Origin of the sequence: Pedobacter glucosidilyticus (assembly GCF_002483235.1) — a bacterium.
Classification (GTDB): Bacteria; Bacteroidota; Bacteroidia; order Sphingobacteriales; family Sphingobacteriaceae; genus Pseudopedobacter; species Pseudopedobacter glucosidilyticum_B.
This window is the reverse complement of record NZ_DLHN01000012.1, coordinates 90,877-107,338: the sequence shown is the minus strand read 5'-3', so window position 1 is coordinate 107,338 and position 16,462 is coordinate 90,877. Positions and strand designations below refer to the sequence as shown.

At 33.4% G+C, this 16,462-nt stretch carries 14 protein-coding genes; 3 read left to right on the top strand and 11 right to left on the bottom strand.

Features of this window, described 5'->3' with window-relative positions; translation table 11 throughout:
* The 3 genes from B2745_RS03110 to B2745_RS03100 form a co-directional block, all read right to left on the bottom strand.
* Positions 1–528 (bottom strand): glycosyltransferase family 2 protein (locus tag B2745_RS03110; protein ID WP_304063572.1); only part of this gene is annotated, 528 nt, incomplete at its 3' end.
* Positions 529–530: 2 nt separating this feature from the next.
* Positions 531–1,289 carry a glycosyltransferase family 2 protein gene (locus B2745_RS03105; protein ID WP_304063569.1) on the bottom strand — a complete coding sequence of 253 codons (759 nt, stop codon included), beginning with the start codon at positions 1,287–1,289 and terminating at the stop codon, positions 531–533.
* A gap of 3 nt (positions 1,290–1,292) precedes the next feature.
* The gene (locus tag B2745_RS03100; protein ID WP_304063567.1) at positions 1,293–2,081 is read right to left on the bottom strand and encodes a glycosyltransferase; all 789 of its coding nucleotides are present in this window, start codon (positions 2,079–2,081) and stop codon (positions 1,293–1,295) included.
* Positions 2,082–2,178: 97 nt separating this feature from the next.
* Here B2745_RS03100 and B2745_RS03095 point away from each other — a divergent pair, with 97 nt between their 5' ends.
* The gene (locus B2745_RS03095; RefSeq protein WP_304063564.1) at positions 2,179–3,516 is read left to right on the top strand and encodes a lipopolysaccharide biosynthesis protein; all 1,338 of its coding nucleotides are present in this window, start codon (positions 2,179–2,181) and stop codon (positions 3,514–3,516) included.
* Here the strand turns inward: B2745_RS03095 and B2745_RS03090 are convergent.
* From B2745_RS03090 to B2745_RS03075, 4 genes are read right to left on the bottom strand one after another with little or no spacing between them, the layout of a single operon-like run.
* Complete coding sequence (locus B2745_RS03090) at positions 3,500–3,994, bottom strand: hypothetical protein (protein ID WP_304063561.1); 495 nt, start codon at positions 3,992–3,994, stop codon at positions 3,500–3,502. The two genes, B2745_RS03095 and B2745_RS03090, sit on opposite strands and share 17 nt — an antisense overlap.
* Entirely contained in the window at positions 3,991–4,329 is a 339-nt protein-coding gene (locus B2745_RS03085) for an STAS domain-containing protein (protein WP_304063559.1), read from the bottom strand. Before B2745_RS03085 ends, B2745_RS03090 begins: the two co-directional genes overlap by 4 nt.
* A 13-nt stretch (positions 4,330–4,342) precedes the next feature.
* Positions 4,343–5,467, bottom strand: coding sequence for a response regulator (locus B2745_RS03080; protein ID WP_304063557.1), 1,125 nt, complete (start codon positions 5,465–5,467; stop codon positions 4,343–4,345).
* A gap of 14 nt (positions 5,468–5,481) precedes the next feature.
* A complete protein-coding gene (locus B2745_RS03075) occupies positions 5,482–6,015 on the bottom strand; it encodes a hypothetical protein (protein WP_304063555.1) in 534 nt (177 codons plus the stop codon).
* A gap of 45 nt (positions 6,016–6,060) precedes the next feature.
* Here B2745_RS03075 and B2745_RS03070 point away from each other — a divergent pair, with 45 nt between their 5' ends.
* Together B2745_RS03070 and B2745_RS03065 are read left to right on the top strand one after the other, a co-directional pair.
* Complete coding sequence (locus B2745_RS03070; RefSeq protein ID WP_304063552.1) at positions 6,061–6,981, top strand: glycosyltransferase family 2 protein; 921 nt, start codon at positions 6,061–6,063, stop codon at positions 6,979–6,981.
* Entirely contained in the window at positions 6,978–8,159 is a 1,182-nt protein-coding gene (locus B2745_RS03065) for a glycosyltransferase family 2 protein (RefSeq protein ID WP_304063550.1), read from the top strand. The genes B2745_RS03070 and B2745_RS03065 overlap by 4 nt, the downstream gene beginning before the upstream one ends.
* On the opposite strand, the gene moeB is transcribed toward B2745_RS03065, so the two are convergent.
* From moeB to B2745_RS03045, 4 genes are all read right to left on the bottom strand, one after another.
* Positions 8,156–9,196, bottom strand: a complete 1,041-nt coding sequence (moeB, locus tag B2745_RS03060) for a HesA/MoeB/ThiF family protein (RefSeq protein WP_304063548.1) — start codon at positions 9,194–9,196, stop codon at positions 8,156–8,158. The genes B2745_RS03065 and moeB overlap by 4 nt on opposite strands.
* Positions 9,197–9,280: 84 nt before the next feature.
* Positions 9,281–9,997, bottom strand: coding sequence for an RluA family pseudouridine synthase (locus B2745_RS03055; protein ID WP_026903364.1), 717 nt, complete (start codon positions 9,995–9,997; stop codon positions 9,281–9,283).
* Positions 9,998–10,063: 66 nt separating this feature from the next.
* Positions 10,064–13,600 (bottom strand): malectin domain-containing carbohydrate-binding protein, encoded by a 3,537-nt coding sequence (locus B2745_RS03050; RefSeq protein ID WP_304063545.1) that lies wholly within the window; start codon positions 13,598–13,600, stop codon positions 10,064–10,066.
* 18 nt (positions 13,601–13,618) lie between these two features.
* A complete protein-coding gene (locus B2745_RS03045; RefSeq protein ID WP_304063543.1) occupies positions 13,619–16,417 on the bottom strand; it encodes a glycoside hydrolase family 95 protein in 2,799 nt (932 codons plus the stop codon).
* Between the last annotated feature and the right edge of the window lie 45 nt (positions 16,418–16,462).

Below are 16,462 nucleotides of genomic sequence, written 5' to 3'. Positions count from 1 at the left end.
TGTTAGTTTTTCATAAGGGATAAGCGCTAATCTACTGCCTCCCGGTAACGGAATAAAGCAATATCTACCATATACACCAACAATATCATTGTTTTCTTGCATGGGTTTTGTCATTAATTCTATCCAACGGGGTGGGTAAAAAGTATCAGAATCTGCACATAAATGATATTTACCTTTTGCTTTATATAATCCCATTTGTCTGGCATGTGGTGTACCCTGCTCTGGCTGCAAATAGCTTCTAATACCTAATGTATCTAAAACCATTTGTGTACGATCAGAAGAATTATTGTTAATTACAATAATTTCTACTTTAAGGTTGGTAATGTTAGATGCTAAAGAAGAAACTGCTCTAAAAATGTTATTCTCTTCATTCCACGCAGGTATAACAACAGAAACATCAGGTGTATCATGAGTAAAAACCTTAATCCTTTGTTTTAAATCTTCAATTTCTGTGTTGCTTAAATCAGCAAAGCCTTTTTGTGTGTACAAATGCTGCTTTAACCAAGTGGGTAATTTTAAGTATAACATATTTACTTTAAATAATCTATATTAAATTTCAGATGCCTGTAACCATGTCTCATCAGTTTGATAAGCGGGTTATTAGACTCTCGCCAAAAATCACGTTTCATCGTACTGGGCTCGGCAGAGGAGTTTTCTTGATTAAAGATGGTTCTATAATGTTGATGAAACATCCCTTTACCTCTATTTTTTAAAAAACTCATCATCATGTTATACTCGGTAACATCGCCTTTTACTCCTTCTGTATAATATCCAAACTTTTCTAGGAAGTTACTTCTTCTGAGGTGCGGATGGTCGCTATACATATAAAACTTTTTATACCCAGGATACCACAGTTTAAAAATCATTTCACTAAATCCATTTTTATAAGGTTTTAAATATGGATATTTAAAATAAGCGTAAAATCTGATGATATCTAGCTCTGGCTTTGCTATCATAATTTCTTCTGCTTGAGTTAAATAATTTAAAAAATCCCCACAAGGAATAAAATCTTCTTGGACATATAAGGTTAAAGGTTTACTAACTGCTTTTTGCCCTTTGTTGATATTATTTCCTAAGCCTTTATTTATGGGAGTGCTTACCAATTTAAAATCAAACTTTGTTTGTAAATCAGTTAAAAGTCTTAAATTTTCTGGCTTACTACCGTCATCTGAAACTACAATCTCGCCAAAAGAAATATCAATATCTACAAAAGAATTTAAAAGTCTTTCTAAAGAAGCCGTTCTGTTGTAATGGGTAATTAATAAACTGATGTTTGAAAAAATAGCCATCTTTTATTTGCTGTAAAGTTGGAAAGTATTTTTAAGAAACCTGTAAAGTAGAAATACTTTTCTTAAACCTAAAATGATTAATGATTTATCCTCTCTCCATGATTTCCGGTTTACAGTACTAGGTTCATCGGGCGAATTTTTTTGCTCAAAAGAAGCATAAATATCTTTGGCAATAAGCCCTTTTCCATTACCTTTTATAAATGATAAGGCCATTTCAAATTCTGTTTTATCCATTTGTATCCCCTCTTTATAATATCCAAACTTTTTTAAAAAATTGCTTCTTCTAAGATGAGGATGATCACTATAAACATAAAATTTTAAGTGATTCCAGTACAAAATAGATTTTTTAAAAATCATTTCATCAAAATTTATATCATAAGGTTTTGTATAAGGATAAGGAAAGTAAGCGTAAAACCTTATGGTATCAACAGATGTATCTTCTTTGATGATTTTTACTGCATTTTCAAGATTTTTTATAAAAACAGGTTGAGGAATAAAATCTTCCTGTACGTATAGTGTAAAAGGTTTGGTTACGGCATTTTGCCCTTTATTAAGATTATTGGCTAATCCTTTATTAATTGGGGTTGTAATAAGCTTAAAAGGATAATCTTGCTGCAAAAGCTTCATCTTTTCTTGATGTTGTGCTTTACTACAATCGTCAGAAACAATTATTTCTCCAAAACAGATTCCTAATTCATCAAAAGCTTTAAGTAACCTCTCTAAAGAAGAGCTTCTATTGTAAACTGTAATTAAAAGCGCAATATCTTCAAAACTATATGTATTATTGTGCATTTGCTAGCTGTTATTTTTTGTTAAAACTAGTTAAATTGCTATAAATTTTAAGAAGTATTTATTTTTTTACAAGAAATTATTTTGTTTATAAAAATTCATGTTTAAAGATCTACATAAACTGTTTATTATCATCAAAAACAAGCATTTTTTATCTTTAACTGGAAATGCCGTAATGTCTGTTTTAGGGATGGTAACTTACGGTTTACTGTCTCATGCGCTTAGTTTAGAAGAGATGGGTATATGGATTTTTTTTACTACTGGCTATTTACTTCTTGAAACTTTTAGATCTGGCTTTTTAACTACTGCATTTATAAAGTTTTATGCTGGTGCGTCTGTAGAAAAAGCAGAGGAAATTGTGGCCTCGTCTTGGTATATTGCTTTACTGATAACTTTAGGATTTATTGGACTTAATATTCCTGCTTTTTTTTTAGAAGATTATATTAGTGATATAGGCTTTTCTTTACTGTTAAAATGGTTTGGTATTACTTATATTGTTTCTTTACCCTATTATATGGCTACCAATATGATGCAGGGCGAACAACGTTTTGATAGGCTTTTATATATCAGAACCATTAATACAGCCTCTTTTATAATTTTTATTACCGGGCTAATTATTACTGGCAAAGTAAATCTACAATATGTGCTGTATGCCTATCTTTTATCGTTTTTTATCACCAGTTTATTTGTTGTCTTGAAAGGATGGTCTGGTATACAATTGTTTAATAGAAAAAGTAAAGAAAGCGTTTTAGCTTTATACAATTTTGGAAAATTTAGTGTCGGAACAACTATCAGTGCAAATCTTTTCAGAACATCTGATACTATTATAATTAAAGTTTTTTTAGGCGATGCCGCTTTGGCAATTTATAATTTAGGGCAAAAACTTCTAGAAATTATAGAAATTCCACTAAGAAGTTTTGCTGCTACTGCCATGCCTAGTTTATCTACTGCCTATAATCAAGCAAAAAATAAACTGGTTATTGATGAGATGTCTAAATACATTGGTTTGCTAACCATCTTTTTAATACCAGCAGCTATACTTTCTTTATTTTTAGCAGATTTTGCAATTGCTATCATTGGCGGACCGCAATATATCCAAACAGAGGCTGCAAATGTATTAAGGTTGTTTATGCTATTTGCATTATTATATCCGGCAGATAGGTTTATGGCTCTTACCCTTGATGTTATACACAAACCAAAAGTTAACTTTATCAAAGTGATGGTTATGCTTGCTGCAAATATCATTTTTGATATTATTGGTGTATTTACTTTGGGAAATATTTATGGCGTTGCCTTAGCTACTTTGGTGCCTACTTTAATAGCAGTAGGTGTTGGTTACTTTGCTTTACAAGATTATCAAAAATTTAGTTTTATGAGCCTTTATAGGGGCGCATGGCAAACTATTGTAACAATTATTAAAACTAGAAAGTTAACGTAGCACAAAAAATATTTTCTTTGGTATCGTCCTGATAAGTGTAAGTAAATTTTTTAGATGCTCTTATCACTATTTCAAAACCAAAATGTTCTGGTATTAAAATCACCTCATTTTGCTGGTACTCGTGTTTTAAAACAAATTGAAAACTATGGGCATCAATTTCTATAAATGAATAATTTCTTAAAATATCTTGAGAAAGTATCAAGTTTCCCATTTTAAATTTGGGTGCTTTATCTATCTTTTTTAATTGTAGTATTTGATTATCAAATTCGGCTTGGATGATATTTACTTCATTTGCAACGTGTTTTAAAGCATTGGTGCAATATTCTATTAATATGAGTTTGATATTAGCTAATACCTTTTCCTTTAAAAATTTAATATGCTTACAAAGTAAATCTGTAAATGATATAACAAAATCATAAATTTCTTCTGGCTTTTGTGGCGCTTCTGATTGTATGATAAGAGGTAAAGTTAAACTCATTTAAAAACATTTAAAGCTTCAGAAAAATCATATTCAATATTAAACACTTTATCCAAGCGGGTTAACTCAAATAGGTTTTTAATATCTGGATTAAGTTGTGTTAATACCAATTTACCATTTAGCGGAATAAGATGTTTTAAAATTGCTACAACCGCACCTAAAAAAGAGCTATCTAAATAATTAACCTCTTTAAATGAGATAATGATATTTAAATTACCTTGATCAATCTCTTGAAAAACCAGCTCTTTAAATTTATCTGATTTTGAAAAATTTGCCTCATTTTCATTGATGTAAATGACAAGGCAATTATCGTGTTTTACACTATTTATTTTCATGTTTTAAAATTAACTATTTTCTTTTGATGATGATAAAACTACAATCATCAATTTGTGATGCTTGACTATTAAATAAAATTTCTTTTATTTCTTCGGTTGATTTTCCTGAGATTTTTAAATCATATAACCTTTGCTTTAGTAAGTTAATATCTGATTTTTTTACTGCATTAACTTCAAAATCTATCATTCCATCAGAAACCAGATAAGCTTCTTCTCCTATCTCAAAAGCGATTTCTTGTTCTGGAAAATTACTATCTTCTAAAAAACCTAATAAAATCCCTTCTGATTTATAAGACAATAATTGCTGATGCTGATAAGAAAACTTCAATAAAGGTAAATCTCCTGCACCCGCATAAATGAGCTTAGCTTCATCATCATCCACCAAAACCATGCTTAGGGTAGAAAAAATATCTCTTAAAAAATCATCGGCGTAAATAACTTTATTTATTTTTTTTAAAATATCATTTAAAGAGAGCGTACCATCTAATACGCATATTCTTACAGCTGCTCTGATATAACTTAAAAAGCTAAAAGAAAAAAACCATGCTCCCCATTTTTTTCCCATCACATCGCCTAATATCAAAAAAGTATATCTATCATTAACTTTTATAAAATCAATAAAATCTCCGCCCGGATGATTTTGGTAAGAATGATTGAAATAATGTATTTCAAAATTTTTAAGTAATGGCGCTTTAGTAGGAACGATATTTAAATTAAGCCTTTTTGCAATATTTGTTATTTCTGATAATGATTTCTGATATTGCTCATGAACGGTATTCATGATGTTATTAATTTTTGCTAAAAGCTGTGTAGCAGGTATATTTTTAGCAATATAATCTAAGGCTTGTAAATCTAGTCCTTTTTGTACCAAATCATCCTGATTAAAAGATGTTAAGAATAAAAATGGCACATTTTTTAAATCATCATTTTTTAGTAATCTCTCTCTAAAAACAAAGCCATTAGCCTCTGGCATTTCGTAATCAGATATGATTAAATCTGGAACAAAATTTTTCAATACCTCCTCGGCCTGTTGAACAGATGTAACAGAAACACACTGGTAACCATTAGATTTTAATAACCTTTCTATGATTTTTAGCTGTAAAACCTCATCGTCTACCAAAAGTATTTTATTATTCACGTGGTATTATTTTGTTAATCAAATTTAACATAAGATTTAATGACTATGTACACGCCCGTAGCAATGATAATCAAAGAAATTAAATCCATTAATGTTATACCATCATTGGGGTTAAACCAAAAAATGGTAAACATCTCAAAAGAGTGTGGTGTAGGTAAAATAATCATGGCAAAACCCAGCGTAATCATCAAAAAGCCAATAATTACTTTCACGAATTTTGCTAGACCATTTTCTATTTTGATTTTGCTAGCCTGTTTAGAATCTATATGATTTGTATTTAATAAAATTTCAAGCTGGTTTAACTTATCTATGTTATCTAAATTTTTTAAGGATATATCCTTAATTTCATTAATAGTAGCTTTTTGCGCAATCTTTTTGTTAACCACATGGTTAAATTTCTGTTGCATCTTTTTAATGCTCTCTGTATCTAACTCATTTTTTTCAAGCAATAGAATTAACTCATCTAACTTTGTTTCCAAACTTAAATCTTTATTTTCAAGGTCTTTAAATGCCTTAAATTGCTCTGATATTTTTTTTTCGTCAGACAAAATCTTTTATTTTGAAAGCTGTATATTTTTTATTCTCTTTAACCAATGAGTTTAGTCTCCATCATAACCGTAAACTATAATCAACCACAAGCAACTGTAGATTTTTTAAAATCTATTAAAACACATTATCCAACTGCTAATTTAGAAGTTATTTTGGTAGATAATGGCAGTAATGAAAATCATTATAAAACATTTCATAAACATTATCCAAAAATAATTTATATCCACTCAATAAAAAATATTGGTTTTGCAGGAGGTAATAATTTTGGATTAAGAGCTGCTAAAGGAGATTATTTATTTTTTTTGAATAACGATACAGAAATTATTGCAGGCTGTATTGAAACCATGGTATCTGAAATGGAACAAAACCCAGATATTGGCTTGCTTTCCCCTCTTATTCTTTATCATGAAGATAAAAGCCTTATACAATATGCAGGTTTTACACCTTTAAATTATTTAACAGGCAGAAATAATTGTGTTGGTCAGTTTGAAAACAACAACGGGCAATACGAAGGACTTAGCCACGAAACTGGTTTTTGCCATGGTGCTGCTGTGATGTGCCGTAAAACAGACTTACTAAAGGCCGGACGGATGGATGAAAATTATTTTTTGTATTACGAGGAATTAGACTGGTGCGAAAAATTCAAAAGAATTGGCAAAAAAATATGGTTTACCGGGAAAACACATATTTACCATAAAGAATCAGTAAGTGTTGGCAAAGAAAGTGCATTAAAAACTTATTTCACGGTAAGAAACAGGATGCTTTTCATCAGGAAAAACACAAGCTTTTTAAATACTTTAGCTTTTAGCATTTATTATTGTGGCATTGCTTGTCCAAAAATGATGGTTCAATACTTTTTAAAAGGTAGAAAAGATTTGATAAAATGGGTTTTAAAAGGTGTTTTATGGAACTTCACCCATGCTAAAAACAGCAAAAATTTAGGCTTTAAAATTAAAAATTCATGATAGCTTTTTTCTGGTTTTCTTTATTTGTGGTGTTTTACGCTTTCTTGGGCTACGGAATTTTACTTTTTGTATTGATAAAACTTAAAAGACTTTTTAAGCCTAAAAAAGATATTAAAAATCTGGTTGATAGCCATTTACCAAGCACAACATTATTGATAGCTGCTTTTAATGAAGAAGATTTTATAGAAGAAAAAATACAAAACTGTTTAGCTATAGATTATCCAAAAGATAAGTTTCAGATTTTGTTTATCACCGATGGCTCATCAGACCAAACACCACAAATTATTAGCCAGTATAAAGATATAGAACTGCTTCATCAAGATAGCAGAGCAGGAAAAATGGCGGCCATTAAAAGAGCTATCCCCTATATAAAAGGCGAAATTACCGTTTTCACGGATGCTAATACTTTTTTAAATCCTGAGGCTATAAAAGAGCTTGTAAAACATTACCAAATAGCTAAAGTTGGTGCCGTTGCTGGCGAAAAACGCATTATGGTTGATGAAAAAGCTGATGCCAGTGCTGCCGGAGAAGGCTTTTATTGGAAATATGAATCGGCTTTAAAAAAATGGGATTATGAGCTTTATTCTAGCATTGGCGCAGCCGGAGAGCTATTCAGTATCAGAACTGCTTTATACCATCCTGTAGAAAGTGATACGATCATAGATGACCACATGATTGCCATGCGTATTGCAGAAAAAGGTTATATTATAGCTTATGAGCCAAAGGCTTATGCTATTGAAACAGCATCAGAAAACTCGGCCGAAGAGCTTAAACGTAAAATTAGAATTGTAGCAGGTGGAATTCAGTCTATTTTTAGGTTAAAAAAGGCTGCTAATCCTTTTAATAATCCAATTTTAACTTTTCAATACATCAGCCATAAAGTACTAAGATGGGCCGTTACACCAGCTTTAATGTTGGTAGCTTTTATTTTAAACTGTTTAATTGTTTACCAATATCCAGATTTGCTTTTATACCAAGCAATATTGTTTATGCAAATACTTTTTTATGTATCATCAGCTTTGGGTTGGTTCTTAGAGCAGAAAAAACTAAAAATCAAGCTGTTTTTCATTCCTTATTATTTCTGTTTAATGAACTATGCAGCATTAGCAGGCACTATCAGGTATTTTAAAGGCCAACAATCTGCTGCATGGGAAAAATCTAAAAGAAAAGCAGCTTAACACTCTTCTATCCCGTCTTTCACGCTGTAAACTTCCTTATCAGGATATTGGTCTTTAATAAGTTTTACGGCTATTTTACTTTTATTACCATAATTACAGCAGCAAACAATCTTATCTTCTTCTGCCAATACATGTAGTTGTTGAGGTAAAAGATTTAAGGGAATATTTACACCTCCTTTATTAAAATCTTCAAACTCCCATTCTTCTCTTACATCTAATAAATAATAAGTTCCTAATTGATCTAAATCGTCAAATGCTATTTCTGTTGCCACGTTTTTATCAGTTTTAAAGGTTTTTTCTGCTGTTTGCTGTTTGGATTGTATAAGTTGATAAATCTTAAAATCATTCTCTAAAGTATCATAAACCAATAATTTACCCAATAAAGTTTCACCAATATTGCAAATAAACTTGATAGCTTCATTTGCCATTATCAAACCAATTAAGCCAGGCAGAACTCCTAAAACGCCAATTTCGGCACAATTAGGCACTGTATTTTCATCTGGTGCTTCTGGGTAAACATCACGATAAGTATTTGCACTTTCTGGATGAAAAATAGCTACCTGCCCTTCAAACTTAAAAATAGAACCAAATACCCAAGGTTTTTTTAAGCTTACACAAATATCATTAACCAAATACCGAGTTTTGAAATTATCAGAGCCATCTATAATTAAATCATAGTTTTTGATAATTTCTGAGGCATTTTCATCATTTAATTTAAAAGGATAAACATCAGTTTTAACTAAAGGATTTAACAAAGACAGCTTCTCTTGAGCAACTAAAGCTTTGTTTTTACCAATATCTAAATGGTTATAAAGAATTTGCCTGTGGAGATTGCTTTCATCAACCACATCATGGTCTATCATACCAATTTGCCCTACCCCTGCTGCAGCCAAATATTGCAAAACCGGGCAACCTAAGCCTCCAGCACCAATCATTAAAACTTTGGCATTTTTAAGTTTATTCTGGCCAGCTAAACCTAACTCAGGTAAAATGAGTTGCCTGTTATATCTAATTTTTTCTGCATTGTTTAAGTGCATTTTATTCAATAAAAGCTAAGTTATTTACAAAACTTGATTTCAATTTTTATAAACCGCACAAAAGATAATAGTTTTGATGATGACTTAAACATCGTTTTTCTCTAACAACTTCAACAAAACAGCAAAATCTTTAGGATATGGCGCTTCAAAAGTTCTTTCTTCGCCATTTAGCATAGTAAAGGTTGATTCTTTTGCATGTAAGGCAAACCTCTTCATGATAGGCTGCTCTTCTTCATCCGTTAAACGGTAGCCTCTTTTAATTTTAGATAAGAAAGCAGGTTTTCCACCATACATATCGTCGCCTGTAATAGATGCTCTTTGAGTAGCTAAATGTATCCTAATTTGGTGCATCCTACCAGTAACTGGTCTGGCTTCTATAAGCGTGTAATGTTTGAAATATTTTAGAGATTTAAAATAAGTATCGGCTTTTTTACCCTCGCTTCTGCTAATCATTACATTGCCTTTTCCTGCATTTAAAATAGGTAAATCAATCAGTAAGTCTTCAAAAATATGCGTTCCATCAACAATAGCGTGGTAAACTTTTTTTACTTTACGATGCTCAAACTGCATAGCAATATGCCTGTAAGCTTCAGGATTTTTAGCAACGATTATTAAGCCTGAAGTTTCCTTATCTAAACGGTGGCATATTTGAGCATCAGCATGGTATTGCTTTGCCAATCGTAATAAATTTACATCACCACCTTCTCTTTCATCTAATGACGCTAAAAATGGAGGTTTGTTAACAATTATCAAATCATTATCCTCAAAAATGATTAAATCTTTAAATTTTGGAAACTTCATAAGGATAGCAAAGATATAAAAAATGACTGTGTTTTAGATGTAGCCTTATCCTGTATGAGGGATAGCTTACTGTACATCTAAAGCATCTATACTTATACCAACCGCGTCTTTTGCTTGAATGATAACCTGATAAGTTCCGGCATTTATCATCGTACCCGTAGTGGTGTTAAAATAACTCCACTTACCTTCTTTACTTGGCTCTAAATCAAACAATTCTGCCGCTTTCATTAAAGTACCATCAGCAGCAATTACACTAATAGTAGCTTGTTTAAGCTCATTAAAAGGATTATGATATTTTACCGTTAAAGAATAAGTATCGGCAACCCCAACTTTAATATTAAACTTTATTTGGGCATGATCTGCTTTAAATATCAATCTTTCTTGGTTCATCAACTGATGCTTTTCTACGCCTTTATCTAGTGTGGTAAGCGCTGCTTTGTAAGAAGTATTTTTCTTTAAATCAAAAGCTGGCTGGAGATTATTCTCTGGCATATAAGCTATAAAAATGCCTTTTTCTTGCTTAAAATCACGAATAGAAAACCTATCGTCCTGAGCTAATTTTTTCTTATAAATACGGTATTGTGTTCCCTTATTATTTGTTACGAATGTTTGGGTATCCTCAAAATCTTTTATCCACTGAGGTAAGCTTAATGACTGTTTTATGCCCATATAAAAATCGAGTTTCGCGTTAGCTTTAAAGCTTAATGCCTCCAATGCTTTTCCTGAGTTTTTTAGCCAATTTGCACCATATAGTACAGAAGGTAAACTCACAAAAGTTTCATCACTTTGGGTAAATTGTTGCTGACCAATATCTAAGCTATAAGTTTCTTTTAAGTCATCACCTTTAACTTGTAAATCTTTAATAAGAGTAACTGAAGTGTTTATAGCTTTTGCATCCTGCTTTAAGCTTGCTATCGCGATAGCAGAAATTAAAGCTTGCCCTGCTTTTACTTCTGGAAAATGTATTTTTAGTAAACCTCCCTTCACTTGTACTTTTATAGCTTTTTTTAAAGCTCCATCATGTCCACTTTCTTTCCAGATATCCAAATCATCCAATACAACTTCATCATTTACAGCAACATCAAACAATCTAAAACCCGTACAATCTATTCCTCCGCCTGTGCCCAACCAAGGTTCTGTAAAATAAAGCTCTACTAAATACTCACCATCTGGCACCGGGAAATGATAGCTTAACTCTTCTCTTCCATATCTAAAATCCTGAAAAAGAGACCAATCTTTAGTTCCTCTTATAGGGTCAAAAGTTCTACGCTGACTGGCAAAGAAAGCAGGTTGTATGCCAAATGCAGCCGTCCATGATGTTGAACCCCAAGTGTTTTTATCTTGTAATTGTCTATCTGCCAACCATGTGTTTCCGTTTTCATCTTGATAATCTGGCCCACCACAATTTACACGGTATAAATAATTATAAGCTTTCGCTGATGCCGTTATATTTTCAGCTCCTTTGTATAAAAGATTGAAATTTGGCGCTTTAGGTAGATTTTGTAACACAATCGTATCTCTGGCCACGGCCTTTCCGTTAACATAACCAACGGCATAAAGGATATTATACTTAATCATCACCTGATCCCAACGGAAATGAGTTCCCACACCGTTTTTCTTTCTTTTACCTAAAGAAGATGCATCCAAATCGTTGAAAAGTTCTACTTCATCACAATTAGAATATATACGGATATTGTCCTTCAATCCTGTACTCGTCCACCTTTGCGGCCAAGTATGCGAAGCAATATAAACCATTGGCTCCGTAGTTTTTGGAGCAAAATTAGACCTAAACATGTAATAAGCATCCAAGGGCTCTTCCCAAGGTGTTAGCAATCCTTTATAATTTACAGGACCAATTCTATCTAACTCCCTTAAACCTTCGCCACCTTGAACCCTACCTGGGTTATCATGCGAAGTCCATAACCAGAAATAATGCCCGGCTACTTCATTTTTTACGGAATCTGCCAGCCTTACTTTAGTTTCCATCAACTCGGTAAAGCGGTCCTCGTTATAATCGCTCACATTAGGTAAATGTGGCCCTTCGCTATGTGCGTCTAGTGTACGCCAAGCGCCATATTCGCCCACTAAAATTTGTCTTTTTAAATCTTCGCCATAATTCAAAGGATTTCCGCCATAAGTACCTGTCCAGTTTTGAGGTACATCCCAATCTGTACCGCTACCACCATTACAAGTGGTTATTTTCCTTTGTGATGAAGCTGTTGGATCTAAAGAACGTATCAATGCAGCGCATTCTATGGCAAAATCTTCAGGCAAAGTACTTTCGTTTTCTAAACCCCACAGTACAACAGAAGGGCTATTTCTTCGCTCTTTCACCCAATCTTTTAAGAGATTTTTAAAATTGGTTCTAAAAGCTTCGTTATCAAACCAAATATGAGCCGCCATTTGTGTCCACGATAAGATGCCTAATTTATCCCAATAGGTTTGGTATAAAAGGTTATGAGGCTGGTGTGCATCGCGGAAAGCATTAAAGCCAGCTGCTTTCATTTGTAAAACTCTAGAGCGTATTTGCTCATGAGTAAAAGCATGACTATTGCCTAATAAATGTTCATATTCTGCAATTCCATTGATAAAAACAGGCTTTCCGTTTAATAAAAACTGTTTAGAAAGTACGGCATCTTCTCCGATAGGCCAGCTAATCCAACGGATGCCATAAGGCGTATTTAATTGATCTGTTAACTGCTTATTTCTATATATTTTAGTTTGTAGTTGATATAGATACGGATTTTCTAAACTCCATAATTGAGCGTTCTGAATGTTTGTTTCTTGCTTTGCTATTTTTACGCTTTGAGGGTCTAAAACCATCTTTTCTTGCAAAGTAAAAACCACTTTACCTGCATGGTTTCTAAATTCTTGCTGCACTAAAACCTCTTCCCTTTTAGCACTATAATTTTTAATTTCTGTATTGATGAAAAGTTTTACCGCTTTCGCTGATACTTGTTTATCATTCCAGATGTGTACCCCGAAAGGCTCTATTCTAACCGCATCTGTTAATACTAAATGTACTGGTCTAAAAATTCCCATCGGTTGTGAGCCTTCAGAAAAGCCACGCTCGGTAGAACAGCCTCCATCAACCCAAGGTAAATCGCGTATTTCTGATGGATGGTCGGCCCTAACAGCTAAAATATTTTCCTCGCCATTAAGCTTAATCGTTGCCGAAACATCCAAAGTAAAAGTTGTTCTTCCGCCAGCATGGTAACCTACTTTTTTACCATTTAACCAAACGGTAGCATAAGAACCAACGCCCTCAAAGTATAAAAAGTAACGTTTATTCTTTTGTTTCTGGTTGATTTTAAATGTTTTACGATACCATGCATAACCATGCTTATTGCCATGCAACATTCTTCTGTAACCATGATATTTATCCCAGTTATGTGGTACCTGAACTTTTTCCCATACTTGGTCTTTAAAATCAGGATTTTCAAAACCGTTATATTGATTGGGGTTAGTTTCATGGGCAATCGTACGCCAATTGCTATTTAAAGAGATGGTTTGCCTAGGCTCTTCTGCCTGCAAAAAGGAACTCATCATCAATAAAAAAACAACTAAAAACAACCTAAAATCTTGTGGAATTCTTTGTATCATGATTTTGAAAATCAACAATTATAAGGGCTTTAAATCTTCGTTAAATGTATAAGTTCTACCTACCTCGGTATGGATAGTCATTTGCGCATTTCCATATTTAAGCACACAAGGTTGCCCAGCTTTTGATAAAACTTTAACTTCTTTAAGTTTACCATTTGCCCAGTTAAAATTAAGCTCGAAACCGCCACGGGCACAAATACCCTTAACTTCTCCGCTAGACCAAGCGGCTGGTAAAGCAGGTAATAAATCGATATAGTTAAGCTGGCTTTGCACTAACATTTCTGCAATACCTGCTGCGCCACCAAAATTGCCATCAATTTGAAATGGCGGATGCGCATCAAATAAATTCAAATAAGAACCGCCGCCTTTTTCTGCAGGTTTAATGAGCATTTTAAGCATTTTAAAACTATGTTCCGCATCTTTAAACCTTGCCCAAAAATTAATTTTCCAAGCTAAACTCCAACCAGTCCCTTCATCACCACGGTAAATTAAAGACTGTTTAGCGGCTTTCATCAAATCTGGTGTTTCATCGTAATTAATTTCATTCCCCGGATGAACGCCCCATAAATGTGAAACATGTCGGTGTTTATTTTGCGGATCGTCTATATCCTGCAACCATTCTTGCAATTGCCCATGTTTACCTATTTGGTTAGGCGCTATTTGCTGATATTTCTGTTTTAAGGTATCTCTAAAATCAGCATCAATACCCAAAACATCAGCGGCAGCTATACAACTTTTAAACAGGTTTCTGATAATTTGATGATCCATTGTAGGGCCAGCAACTAAACCACCGTTTTCGGGCGAATTAGAAGGCGTACTGATTAACCAACCAGTTTTAGGATCTTTTACCAATACATCAACGTAAAACTGAGCCGCACTTTTCATGATAGGATAAGCTTTGTTTTTCAAAAACTCTTTATCCTGTGTAAACAGATAATGCTCATATAAATGGCTGCTTACCCAGCCAGAACCACCTTGCCAAATGCCATGGTTTGAGGCATTAATAGGCGCTGTACCTCGCCACAAATCAGTATTATGATGTAAAACCCAACCTCTGGCATTATAATGTTTTTGAGCGGTTTCTTTCCCTCTAATGGCTAATTCCTCCACCATTTTTAAAAATGGTTGATGTGTTGCTGATAAATGAAGAACTTCTGCCGGCCAATAATTCATCTCTGCATTGATGTTAGTAGTATACTTACTTCCCCATGGAGGTGATAATAAATCGTTCCAGATACCTTGTAAATTAGCAGGTTGTGTACCCGGTCTAGAGCTAGAAATCAGCAAATATCTACCATATTGTACATAAAGAGCCGCTAAATCAGCATCTTTTCCTTGCTCAAAATGTTCTATTCTTTCATCGGTAGGCAAATCACTAAAATCTTGCTTTCCAAGCGCTATTGAAAAAGCTTTATAATAGCTTTGATATTCTTTAAGGTGCGAGGATAAAACATCTTGATAAGATTTAGTTTTTAGCCTTTGCATAGCTTGCTGACACAATAACTGTGGATTTCCAGCTACATTTTCATAGTTCTGAAAGTTAGTTGCCGCAACCAAATACAAAATCACTTGGGTAGCATTACTGATGGTTAATTTTCCATTTTTCTGACTGATTAAACCATCTTCTACCTTCGCTTTTAGCCAACTCTCGCCATGTAAAGCGCCATGTTTTACCTTTACTTTTAAAGCTATCGTTTGGTTATCAACTTGGTTTAAGTTAAAATTTTGATGTGTACTAGCTAATGCAACTTCTAAGTTTATACTTTTTGTTTTGTTAGCACTAAGCCTTATTACAATGGCTTGGTCTGGCTGAGAAGCAAAATATTCTCTTTTAAAATCTACTCCGTTTGCGGTATAAGTAGTAGTACTTATGGCGGTTTCTAAGTCTAAAGTTCTTTTATAGTTTTGATGCTTTTCATGTCCTTTAAAACGCAGAAAAATATCGCCGAAAGGCTGATAAGCCGCTTGAAATTGTGCTACTTCTGGCGGATTATTATCTTGAACAAAATATCTCCAATTCCCATTTAAAGAAACACCTTGTTTAACACTTTCTCCTTCCGGATAAATGCCAATATGCCTTGAAGTATCTTTAAAACCAGCAATTCCGCCTTTATCGTAATAATTAAGCACTTGTACGGCAATGGTATTTTTACCAGCTTTTAATAAGCCTGCCGGGATGCTATATTTCCTAGCGCCATCGCCTTCTGTACTGCCAATTAACTTCCCATTGATATAAGTTAAATCGTAATTTCTGATTCTGTTTAAATCTAAAACTAGCTTTTTATTCACCAGATTCTCTGGAACTACAAAAGTTGTTCTAAACCACAAAGCACCATCTAAGCCTTCTAACCCGGCGGTTTCCCAACCTTCGTAAGTAGGAACTGGGAAAGTTTTCCATTGGCTATCATTAAAATTTACTGCTGCAAAAGATGTTTGAGTAGTTACAGCTTTTGTCCATCCCGCTTTGTCACCTTCCTTACTTTTTAGGCCCATAAAATGTTGGGCGGCTAAATCCTCAGCTTCTTTTTGCTTACCATCAGCTAAAAGCTGCCTTATTTGGGGTAAATAATGAGCTGCGCCATCACGATTATAGTTTCTTGGCTCGCCTGTCCATAAAGTTTCTTCGTTAAATTGGATATGGTCTTCGGCTACTCCGGCAAATATCATAGCTCCTAACCTACCATTACCAATAGGCAAAGCATCTGTCCATTTTGCGGCAGGCTTTTTATACCAAAGTTTTTGAGTTTGTTGGGCATAACTTATGTTGCTTACAGCGATACCTAACAGAAACCCATATTTTAATATTACATTTTTCATGAATTAGAATTTGAAAACAGATTAAACCATACACCATTTCTAACC

What these genes read in the sequence shown, in the direction of transcription:
- B2745_RS03095 (WP_304063564.1), top strand. Translation starts at nt 2,179, where the DNA reads ATGTTTAAAGATCTACATAAACTGTTTATTATCATCAAAAACAAGCAT.
- B2745_RS03085 (WP_304063559.1), bottom strand. Translation starts at nt 4,329, where the DNA reads ATGAAAATAAATAGTGTAAAACACGATAATTGCCTTGTCATTTACATC.
- B2745_RS03050 (WP_304063545.1), bottom strand. Translation starts at nt 13,600, where the DNA reads ATGATACAAAGAATTCCACAAGATTTTAGGTTGTTTTTAGTTGTTTTT.
- B2745_RS03105 (WP_304063569.1), bottom strand. Translation starts at nt 1,289, where the DNA reads ATGGCTATTTTTTCAAACATCAGTTTATTAATTACCCATTACAACAGA.
- B2745_RS03055 (WP_026903364.1), bottom strand. Translation starts at nt 9,997, where the DNA reads ATGAAGTTTCCAAAATTTAAAGATTTAATCATTTTTGAGGATAATGAT.
- B2745_RS03045 (WP_304063543.1), bottom strand. Translation starts at nt 16,417, where the DNA reads ATGAAAAATGTAATATTAAAATATGGGTTTCTGTTAGGTATCGCTGTA.
- moeB (WP_304063548.1), bottom strand. Translation starts at nt 9,196, where the DNA reads ATGCACTTAAACAATGCAGAAAAAATTAGATATAACAGGCAACTCATT.
- B2745_RS03100 (WP_304063567.1), bottom strand. Translation starts at nt 2,081, where the DNA reads ATGCACAATAATACATATAGTTTTGAAGATATTGCGCTTTTAATTACA.
- B2745_RS03090 (WP_304063561.1), bottom strand. Translation starts at nt 3,994, where the DNA reads ATGAGTTTAACTTTACCTCTTATCATACAATCAGAAGCGCCACAAAAG.
- B2745_RS03065 (WP_304063550.1), top strand. Translation starts at nt 6,978, where the DNA reads ATGATAGCTTTTTTCTGGTTTTCTTTATTTGTGGTGTTTTACGCTTTC.
- B2745_RS03070 (WP_304063552.1), top strand. Translation starts at nt 6,061, where the DNA reads ATGAGTTTAGTCTCCATCATAACCGTAAACTATAATCAACCACAAGCA.